General features: G+C 49.7%; 9 protein-coding genes. All 9 read right to left on the reverse strand.

Annotated features, from left to right (window positions below):
* Positions 1 to 162: 162 nt before the first annotated feature.
* The 9 genes from PO883_RS32965 to PO883_RS33005 all read right to left on the reverse strand — a co-directional run bounded on the left by PO883_RS32965 (position 163) and on the right by PO883_RS33005 (position 10,654).
* Positions 163 to 477, reverse strand: coding sequence for an H-NS histone family protein (locus PO883_RS32965; protein ID WP_289313547.1), 315 nt, complete (start codon positions 475 to 477; stop codon positions 163 to 165).
* Between the two features lie 312 nt (positions 478 to 789).
* Positions 790 to 1,812 (reverse strand): hypothetical protein, encoded by a 1,023-nt coding sequence (locus tag PO883_RS32970; protein WP_289313548.1) that lies wholly within the window; start codon positions 1,810 to 1,812, stop codon positions 790 to 792.
* A 117-nt stretch (positions 1,813 to 1,929) separates the two neighbouring features.
* Positions 1,930 to 2,421, reverse strand: coding sequence for a hypothetical protein (locus tag PO883_RS32975; protein WP_289313549.1), 492 nt, complete (start codon positions 2,419 to 2,421; stop codon positions 1,930 to 1,932).
* Between the two features lie 7 nt (positions 2,422 to 2,428).
* Complete coding sequence (locus PO883_RS32980) at positions 2,429 to 3,172, reverse strand: hypothetical protein (protein WP_289313550.1); 744 nt, start codon at positions 3,170 to 3,172, stop codon at positions 2,429 to 2,431.
* Between the two features lie 3 nt (positions 3,173 to 3,175).
* Positions 3,176 to 3,793: a PAAR-like domain-containing protein gene (locus PO883_RS32985; protein ID WP_289313551.1), complete on the reverse strand. Its 618-nt coding sequence runs from the start codon at positions 3,791 to 3,793 to the stop codon at positions 3,176 to 3,178.
* Entirely contained in the window at positions 3,786 to 5,267 is a 1,482-nt protein-coding gene (locus PO883_RS32990; RefSeq protein ID WP_289313552.1) for a DUF2169 domain-containing protein, read from the reverse strand. The genes PO883_RS32985 and PO883_RS32990 overlap by 8 nt, the downstream gene beginning before the upstream one ends.
* A gap of 11 nt (positions 5,268 to 5,278) precedes the next feature.
* Entirely contained in the window at positions 5,279 to 7,507 is a 2,229-nt protein-coding gene (locus PO883_RS32995) for a type VI secretion system Vgr family protein (protein WP_289313553.1), read from the reverse strand.
* 1,418 nt (positions 7,508 to 8,925) lie between these two features.
* Entirely contained in the window at positions 8,926 to 9,264 is a 339-nt protein-coding gene (locus PO883_RS33000) for a hypothetical protein (protein WP_289313554.1), read from the reverse strand.
* Entirely contained in the window at positions 9,236 to 10,654 is a 1,419-nt protein-coding gene (locus PO883_RS33005) for a hypothetical protein (RefSeq protein WP_289313555.1), read from the reverse strand. Before PO883_RS33005 ends, PO883_RS33000 begins: the two co-directional genes overlap by 29 nt.
* Positions 10,655 to 10,801: the final 147 nt, after the last annotated feature.

Consider the following 10,801-nt stretch of genomic DNA (forward strand, 5'->3'; position numbering starts at 1 on the left):
GCCACAGGATGCGCTTAACCGGACGCAGAAGACCGCACCGGCTACCTTGAAACAAACTGTGCAACGTGAGTTGGCGGAAACCCGAGCTGAATAAGAGCCCGATAAAAAAGCCCTGGATTGAACTCCAGGGTCTATTTTATTACAGAGCAGGTACTCGCAGAATCACACCTTGGCGCTATCAAGCGTACCGGCTGTTTCTAGGGCCTTAACCCACGCTGGCGAACGTCCACGGCCAGTCCATTGATTGTTCGGATTGGAAGGATCACGGTATTTAACGGCAGCCTTGTTTTTTACACCAGTCTCCTTTGTACTCGCTTTTCCCATAAGGATGGCAACAGGGATGCCAACGCTTGCTGCAATCGCGCTAATGTCTGTCCGCGCCTTTTCGATGGCGGCAGCTTCACGAGTTTTCATTTCGACAGCGATAGCATTGCGCAGTGCTGTTAAATCTACAACAGTAAGTTTTGATAAATCCATAAATATTCCGTTCGTGTTAAGTTGTTACAAGAAACTATTGTAACAATAACCGATAATTGCCCGTAATGTCAAAAAATTTACGATAAATCAGCATAACTGCGCCACCTCTACCGAATAGGGTACAAGTCGCACAAGTTTTTCATATAATGACGACAGGATTTTTTTAAAGAATTAATGAAGTAAAACCCCAATCTAAAAAATGCCAGATTGAACAAAATGGCTTTAACAAAAGCCGCTCCTATCCCATCCGACAGCCGATATCTCAACAATACAGCTTGATCATGGTCGCGGCTACTGAAAAATAGTCGCAGACTAGGGTTGTACAACGAGCGGCGCTTCTATTAGAGATTGTGCATAATAAGGATGTGCCGCTATAAAAATACGGTTGACGCGTTGCTCCATTACGCTAAAGCCTACCTGAAGCAAATATTCTGGCAATTTCCAAACAAAGTAACCGGTAAGTACATCTGCTTTACCAGTGATGGGCAAACTACCTATTTTTCGTACAGCCACTTCGGGCGTATCTTCAAATCGTAAGCCCTGTGGCAAATGACCGTCGAATCCTGCGGACCAACTCACCCCCTTGCGTATATAACGAGCGCCAGAAAGAATATTTTTCCCAGCTTGATGTTGATTTTTAGAGGCGCGAAAATATAGTTCAACACCATGGGTCTCTAAAGCATCAATTTCGTGGGAGCGGCCATCGTGGATACTAGCATTCGGAACACCGGAAATGTCAATACCAGCGTAGCCCGGATGAGCGAGTATAGCTTTCGGCTCTTTACCAAATGTAGACAGCAGAGCCTGCACGTCCGGCTGCACAATCTTAGGTAAGATTGATAACTTGGGTTTTTTCGGAACCAATCCGATCTGAATCATTCTTATTGTGGACATATCCGAAGAATATTCAACCAATAACCATTTGTCGCCTAGGTTCCATCGCTCAAGTTTAAACGGCGGGACAAAAGGGAACTGCCAAATTGGTGCGCCGAGCTTCTTATTAAGTGACTGCCGGCTATCGTCAAAGCTCAAGCTAAACGGCAAAGATTTTCCATAACGCACATGTCCATATTCCTCGTCACCCGAATAAATTTGTATATTTGTAACGATTGGTTCTTGGCCCGCTAGCGCATCATCCATATGATAAAATTCCGGGGGACAAAACGTGATAGAAAATCCAAGTTTTATAAAGAAAATCCCTCCAATAGGGGAATGTTCCGGTAGCGTAAAATCAGGCTGCCTAGCGTAAATGAACACAGAGCGATCAATGCTGCCGAGCGACTTTCCCAAATGCGATATAAATAGATCAACATCGGGTGGATTTTTTGAATTCATTTTAAATGCGACGCAAGGTTATTAATTCCGGATCAGAGCAATACAAAAACGCTCCGATGTCAAAACTATATTTTTTCAATTACAATTCAAAAATACGAATATTTGTCTTACGACGCTCTAATTATTTCCATATATTTCTTTTGGAGACAAAGACAAAAGAGCAATTTTTTTCCCTTCAGGCAAAAAACTCAAGCTAACTTGATACCCTTGAAAATTAGACCAACTGTACATTTGGTTGAGTGGACCTGATCGATGACTATTCCGCGGCTGTCCAAGAATAGTGATAGCTTCTTCCAAAGTGCTTTCAAATTGTAATCCAAAAGGCAAAGTTCCTAAATAGCGGGAAAATTTACTCCCGTGATATTCGCTATAAACTTGTACTGTAGTTAAAATCATGCCACCTTCTTTATGTAATGGACCGTAAGTTTCCTTATAATAATCGTCCGTTTCAAACCATAGTGAAAGTCCCTGCTCTTTTCTAGTTATCAACTCAATAGGCGATTCAGTAAAAATAGGACGCTCAGAAATATCATGAGCTGAAAGGAACTTATCCAAATCTTCATTCTTAGATGAAAACCCGAAAAACTTAGCGATTTCAAATATTTTCATAGCTACTTTAAGGAATAGTGTTAATAATATCATCTATAAGAGAGTTTAGTTCACTCTCATATTCTGCATGCGTCTTTTTTCGTATTTCTTCTGCAGCCTTAGCGTATTTTGCAGCACAATCGGCATCCATTTCTTTACCCTCAGCATTCTCAATCCGTTCAGTATCTTTTTTTGCGGCTTTCTGAAGCTCTTCAGAGTCGTTTTGGATTTTGGTTTCATTATTACGACCACCGTAAGTATCGCTATGCTTTTGATGATCTTTTCGGAAGATGGCAATGGTTCGCCCCGCGAGAGAAATGGCGCCTTTGGGACCAAAAAGTGCCTTTGCCTGATCTTCGCTTAAGCTGATTTTCCGCTCACGCAATAACTTTCTCGCTGCTTTTTGTAGGGCAGCTTTTGACGGGACGTGATCGCGATCAAATTTTTTGTCTGCACTTTTTTCCAATAATTCGCCGTATGTTCCTGCTTCACCACACTTCAGGATCTCAGTACCCACTACAACAGTCGTCGCATCCTCAGCAGCAGCTTCCGCTGCCGCTTCCGCGTCAAGCCTCGCTGCCTCTTCCTTTTCTGCATCCGTCATGGGAGGAGAATCGGCAGACTTCTCGCTCGGTAAATTTATAGCTTCAACGTTCCCAGTCTTCTTGATTTTATCGATGACTATATAGGCTACAACGCACACAGCGACTACTGCCAGAATAGCCCAGCCTACTGGCCCGAGCGCAAACCCCGCTCCCGTCAACACCGCCATATTTTATCCTCTTTTACCTGGGACAAACTGCACCAAGGACGCAGTCGATGTTTTTGATTGTTTTGCTTTAAGCGCAAGCGCAAGCAAGGAAGCCGTATTGGCAAACGGTTCAGGTGTGGGGAGAGACAACGGCGCCTGACATCCTAAAAATGTGTGCTCAGCAGGCGTTTCCGCTTCGATTTCCGGGCTGGGCTCGTCTGCATCCCCCTCTATTGCGGCACTGCCTACCGGACTAGGCATTTGCGAGGTGACATAGATCCCCGGATTATTTCCCCCATTCATCACATTAGTATCCCCTTGGCGCACAACAAATTTTTTTTCCGCGCGAAAATGAGCCGCCGCACCGGTGGGTTTTACATAACCGTTCACTGTGTTCGATTTCACGCCTTTGGCAAGGCCAGCATCATCGCCTTTGCAGCTGGGCTGTTGAGTCTTATCTAACACGTAAGCTGGATCGCCGTTAAATCGTACCGACGAAGCCACTGAAACACTATTTGACAGGTCTTGTGTGGTTGGATAGGGCACCGGCGGTGTGCTGCTGCCTACAGGTGTTTTATTAAAAGAAGGTGCAGTCGAAACTGCCTTCAAAATAGAATTCTTTCTTGCACCAATCTTACCCATGAAGCTCCTCTTTTCCAGCGTCTAACGCCATTTTTCGATGATCAGACACAGACGTTTTCTCCTGCTCGTTAAGTAGGAGGCGGCTATATTCCGCTTCAAAGCGACCGTGCAGATAGGCGTCGACCGCGCGAATTTCTGGTGTTTTAGCAAATACTGCACGCCAAACGATGGTGAGACTCTGTGTTTCTGGTTCGACAATCAGGGTGTCGATTTGCATAGGATTAAAAAACATCGTTCCGTCGCGCATTCTCATAAGCAAGGTGCAGACGTGCCCCGGCAAACGTAAACGTAGAATAGTATCGCCAGTGGGGCCTCGCGTGGAACCTGGACTCGCTGGTGCGCAAAGATTCGTAAGCTCAATAATCTCATTTCCGGAAAGAAAATCAGTTTGCTGATCAATAGGAGCAGCATTCCAAACATTAAAGTCAAAGTCTTTCGGTAACCAGTCAGCGCTGTTAATAAATTGCTGGTCGATTGTTCCTACTAAGTTGCGGCGGTGTGGATGTACCCTGGATCGTGTACCAAAACCAGTTACTGTAAGTGCCTTCCGTGATATTTTTTCAGAATTTAGCATCGGAATTTTGCAGAACTGTGTGGCACTGAAAGTATTATCAATGGCCTCGACGCGAGGTGCAGGTAACCGCTTGACACCGGTGGCGAATAGATACCAACGCGGCGCAAAGCCACAGCCGACAGGGTTGCTCTCAAACGCGCAGCGTGCAGTCGCCTGCTCGGCCAGGGGCGCATGATCATAGGACTGGACAGCCACCTCATCAGCTTTCAGTCGATGCTTTCGGGCGACCCACTTTGCCGCGCGATCGCCGCGGTTGATACGGCAACTTCCGCCGTAGGCATATTCATTGCGTAACGGGAACGGGCTAAACATTTCTGGAGACGTAAGACGCCATGTGGGTACACTTATGAGTCCCAAACTGCCCAGGCGCAAGAATGCCGCCCCTATACGTATAGGCCACAGTCTGCGAACCAAAGCCCGCTCGCCAGTCACAGTGAGGCTTTTGTCAACGAGACGTTCGCCAGGAACGGAATTCTGTTGCGCACGCTTCACTGCAGCGCGCCACTCTTCCATCCGATGTTCTTCCGGAGCGCTAAATGGGTTCAAGCCATGTGGACGCTCAGGCACGCTTGCAGACTGGTCAGGTCGCATCAAAGCGATGCGAACTCCGCAACGCCGGACTGGCTTACCCAGTGGTGCGTAAGCCGTGGCATTGACAATAAAATCGCACTTCGGCTTGTATTGGCATAGATCCGATTCCTGACGCACACTGCTGGAATTAATTTGGCCAAAAAACTCATCGGATTCACATAGCGGCGCCTGCTCGTCTGCATAGCGCAGTTCGCCGTCCCCTCCCCACGTTAGAGTCTGCCGGAGTGCAACAACGTGGAATGCTTGATTGAACTGGTCAATTCCCTCGAACCCAAGTGCAGGAAACGGCGTTTGGTTGCGAAATTGCATATCGGCCCGGATTAATTGATGTCAACATCTTTGCCGGAAATCTGCACCGGCCCGCTTGCTTCAAAGTTAAATTTACTGCCGTTAATAGTGACGCTGCCATCCGCTTTCATGACCAAACTCGCCTTCCCAACGGTAATCGATAGCTCTTCGCCTGCTGTAATAGAGATTTTTTTGCCAACCTTGGTGCTCTGGTTTACTCCAACGATGGTGGCCATGATCATGCCAACATTTAGGTTATAGCCCAAGCCAACGTTTTCCATGCGCCCCATCCCCACATTCTGCATATAAGCCATGCCAATGGTTTCTGTTTTCATCCTGCCGACATTGATCGACCAGTTTCTTGCAATACGATCTTTCTCGTTCCTATCGACGGACTTAGAGCGATTCCCCCCAACTTTAAACGTCTGCTCCTTACCCACATTCACGCTTTGGCTTTTACCGATTTTGATCGTTTCGTTTACGCCGACTTCCTCGTCGCGATCATCCCCAATACTAATTCTTTCAAAATGGTCGACGCGCTCTGTACGATTATTGTGCACGGTAATCAACTCATCACGGTCCACCGTTTCGCTTCTGTCACGCTTGATGTGATTGGTTTCGTCCCGGTCAACAGTTTTGCGGCGATCATTGCCCACCCATTTATCTTCGTCGTGCTCGACTTCAGTGAGTTGATCCTTCTCCGCGTGGAGCCAAAGCTGCTCTTGACCCATTTTATCCTCGAAACGCAGGGCATTTGCATTGTTATATTCCCCGCCCGGCGTCGACCGCGTTAAAATACCGCTTTGTGTCTTGTTTGCTGGCAGTGCCCAAGGTGGCATCGTATTCGCATTTGGGACCATCCCGGTAATCAGGGGGCGATTTGGATTTCCATCTAGGAATTGCACTATCACCTCGGTACCTATACGAGGAATGGTCGTCATTCCGAAACTCGCACCTGCCCATGGGGTCGCCACGCGGATCCATGCAGAACTCTTCTCGTCGTTCGTACCCGCCCGATCCCAGTGAAATTGCACCCGCACCCTCCCATACTCATCTGTATGGATCTCTTCGCCGGCAGGCCCCACTACTGTGGCCGTCTGGATGCCATGGATCTTGGTTTCCACGCTGTTGTGGTCACGTCCGGCACGGTAAGGAATAATTTTGCGGATGCACTGCAGCCGGTTCTCGTAGAATGACTCGCTGGTGTTCTTGACGTGATAATTATTCGACGCGGAGTGTGTAACTTCCGTGATCAAAAATTCTCGCGCTTGCGCGTCGTTCTGAGTGCCGCTCGCGTCGAAATGGCCAGTCAGACGAAACCAACGTCCAGGCATCACACTACGATTATTGCCCGCCGCCTCGAACTGTTTGCCGGCCGCTTCGACTTCCTCCATGCGCAACTGCGCCAGGGAGCGTCCCCCGCTACCACCCTTGAAGCCTAGAGCACCGGTGTACTCGTACGACTCGATGTTCGGCACATCCCCCTGCTGGTTTACGGAAGGCAGCGCCGATAATACGGGGTTCGGCGACTTGAAGTCGAATGACGCCAATGCGACACTCCCGGTGACGATCTGACGCCCAGGCGACCAGTCGCCGATGCCATCTTCCAGCGCGGCACCTGCATGACGTTGATACGGAATTTCGGGGTCGCCATCAATCGGCGGTGCGCTTGTCGAATCGTCCGACAAAACAAGCTTATGGCCGGTGGGACTATGTTCAAACCAATAAATAATGCCCGACGAAACCCAGCGACGCTCCAGAAAATTACGGTCGCTTTCATCGAACTGGCAGCAATCGGTTATGACGTCTGCGGCGCCTTGCACTCGCCAATCCCAGTCAGCGAGGTTGCCATAATCGCCAAATATACTCGCAGTCTGCTGGTACATTGTCGTATAGTGAAACAGGTAGTTATCCCTGCGCATGCTCAGATATTTGTACCAGGGCCCTAGCTTCGCCTCATAGAACGACACGCCGCCATCGACAGACTTCAAAGAGAAGCTAAAAACCCGTCCGGTGAAGTAGCGTAGGGTTCCATCACGGCGCACCAGTTCAACGCACAGCATTTTCCCCTGCAGTTGCTTGAGCGCGACGTTCGGGTCATCGGACAGCAACTCTACTGAAAATTCAAAGGGCTTAGAGAGACTTTCATAGGCGTCGATGCGATTGACGAGCAACATCGCCGATGGCCCGTCCCCGTTCGGAAAAGACAATCGCAAAAAGCGGTTGTGTTGGCGGCTACCAACCAAATCCTGCAAGCTCATACCGCATCTCCCATTTCATATTTGATAAACTAACAATGATGCGCACGCAAGCTGAAGAACGGGCTTCACGCCGCCACCGCCGCCGGAATCTGCGTCAGACTTTGGTTTATTATATACCATTTACGCTATAATCTTTTTAATTTAGCAACTAATACTAGTGTGTGATGAAGAGCTACAGAAGTGGTTTTTGGCAACATCGTGACCACTCCAGCAATCGTCCTCGCGGGCCTTCCCACTATGAGGGGGGTGCAGCACGTCTTTGATCTCAAAAATATGCTGTGAGGTTGAGTCCTCTATCGCGCCAAGCAGAGGACGGATGCAATGCTGCAATAGTGCTCCGAGGAATTTATATTGAAAACTAGCTCAAGGATTGTCAAGGTGAACCAAAAAAATACCGCAAAAAAGCTGCGCCATGTGCCAGAGCGCATTGGCATTTACCGCATAATGCACCCTAGTCTCGGGCGCTATTATCAACAGGTAGCTCTACGCCGCAACGGCGAGCTATTTGACAAGCGTTTTTTCGAGGACGACTGTGGTGGCGAGGCTCAAGCACTACGCTTAGTTTGGGCTGCTCGCCCTCGGTGCTGACCAGTTGATGCGACTTCGACGATGACCATACCGCTTAACTTTCTCCCGATTCCGCCCCGAACGTTTCAGGTACGGCATCCCCACGTCCTAAAAATGAGATTAGCCATGATTCCGCCGCCGTAACCGATCAGATTTCGTCCGGCATCACTAAAAAGCGATGAAAAATCGTGCTCTCCTGATGTCGGCCAGTTCAGAAAAATCGTTTTGCAATTGGCTCAGATCATTGCATTGGCAGAGTGGCTGGAGGTGGACCCGTGGTGGTTGCGTTATGGTTCAACAGGGCCCCTTTCGAGTACGATATGTGACTATGACGGCGACTCTCTGGTAAAGGATGTATTAATACTGCAAGTACATGACCGAAAAATTTTGCGGGCGTTTCTTGACCTGCTGCTCAGGCAGGCGTGATCGGAAAGAATATGTTGTCAACTTGATGACCGGTATCGACAAACCATGCAGAGGATTTATACTAAGGTTTTAGCCTTAAAATCTCCTGTATGAAGACATCTTCCGGCGCGGACGAACGAACCCTCTTTGGACAACGCTTGATTAGTGCGATGAAACGGGCAGAGCTCTCCTGCTCTCCCACAGAGGTTGCGCATGGCTTTAATCTTCGAGCCGGCGGAGCAAGAGTTACTTTGCATGCTGCACGCAAGTGGTTGTTGGGCCATGCTATTCCTACACAAGGCAATATCCAAGTTTTAGCGGATTGGACGGGTGTAAACGCTGCCTGGCTCCGATTCGGGGAAGGTGAACGCCACCGGCATGTGTCGTTACTTTTGGAAGATACCGCTACGGATCCACGCATGGCAAGCATTGTCAACGATCTACGGTCATTGCCGGCGGAAGCTCAGATACTCGTACGGGGATTGATCAATGTGCTGATGGAGTCGCAACGGCACCTTCATGACGACAGCATATAGTTTTCGGTCCTGCGCGGTGCCATATAGGGGCGCCCACAGAATTCGGAAAAAATAGTACGTTAAGGATTCTGCCAGTCCGAATCCGCCGCATTTTTTCTCTTCACCGTGGGTTCTATGCACACACCACGATTGGGCGTCGCGGACGGCGTTGACCGCTGTTTCGTCGGCACCGCTTTTAACCATCGCGATCTTATGCGGATCGGCAGCGTTGCTAGATAAGCTAAATTGGGAATAAGCCGCGTCGTCCATCGCCGCCGGAGAAGACCTCTAGATGAGCCTTTTCCTCCAGACCCTCTGGTGGGTCAACATTTTCAAGGATGATGAACTGAGCGTCGATTTTGAGCGACGCCAGATGTTCAAAGAAACGATCCTTCAGGGATGTCGCAGCAAGGACGAGCTCGTCGTCCTCCAACTCGCCAAACTTTGGAGACTTAAGCGGATCTCGATAGGTTAAGAGTGGCGTGTCTAGAACTAGAAACCCGGGATGCGGCAGTCCCCTCTCCCGACAGAACAGCAAAAGGGCAACTTTGAATGCAGCGTGCGTGACTGCACGGACGCCCTTGCCGTTCGCAACACGAGCCTTGCCATCAATCTTCAGGTCAAAGGTCCCGTCGTCGAAAGAAACATGGTGTTCACCTGGGAAGCCCCACTGTTGCAAGACGCTGCTGACCACCTGCGCGAAATGATAGGTGACGCTGCCGACCAACGTTAAATCAGGCCGATCCGCCTTGGGTGTCGTCTTTGCCACTTCGTACTCGTTACGGCGCCGCGAGAGCTCATCGCGTTGCACTTGGAGCGCAAGGCCGCGCTGCACATGATCTCGCGCTGCAATGATCTGGGCCAAATCAGATTGTGAGTGCGCTGCCAGTGGCGTCAAATCGCCGATATCCGCCTCGAGCTTGCCGAGCCGCTCAGCGAGCATCGGCAGTTCTTCGTCGAGACGCGACTTCTCATCCTGGAGAGTGACGAGTACGGCCGAAAGTTCATCGGATTGGCGAAGGATCTTGGTTATCTCCACGAGAGCCGCCTCTCTCACTAAGGATATGTCCTGGTGATCATGAGCGTGGGCCTGGGCACTGGGTGCTGCACCGCACAGCGCGCATTCCCGTGTGGAGGACAAACCCAGCAGGAAGCCAGCTTCCTCCAAGGCCGCCAATCTATCCATATCCGAAGTATAGATCTCCTGTAGTTGCTCGAAGCGATTGATGTGAAGATTCACCTCATCTAACCGGCTGGCAGTATCCGGAATGGAGCGTGCCAAGTCGAGCTTTTCAGTTAAGAGGCCGCGGATCGAGGTTTGCAGACTTGCAAAAGTTAACCCCGCTCCTTCGACGGACTGCTCCAGTTGCGTGAGCTGGTCCTCCAGGCCTTCGACATCCGGGAACTCCTTTTGAATTGCCGCCTCGACCTCGGCGGTCATCTCATCGATGACTTCGAGACGGACCTGTTTGGCAGCGTTAAACTTTTTCGGGTCTTCAACGGCGACGATCGCACTGTCGTCCAGTCCGGTCAAAAGAAGCCGAAAAACGCTCCGCTCCGTCGTTCGGGCATCACGCTGGCCGCCCTCGACCGGTGACCTTTCGATCTGGATGCTTGTTTCATCGACAAGGTATGTCAGACCGAGATCACGGAAGCTCAATGGGCGCTTTTGACCAAATGCGTTTGTTGGTAAGCGGGATATTTACCCCACCTTCCATTCCTGATCCCAGGTAAACAAACTGGCGGCTCCCATAACAGAACGGAGTCGCAACAATGCAAAGAGAATCGAACCAACAGCTATGGTCGG

It is taken from the genome of Massilia sp. DJPM01 (assembly GCF_030348125.1).
GTDB lineage: Bacteria > Pseudomonadota > Gammaproteobacteria > Burkholderiales > Burkholderiaceae_D > Telluria_A > Telluria_A frigida.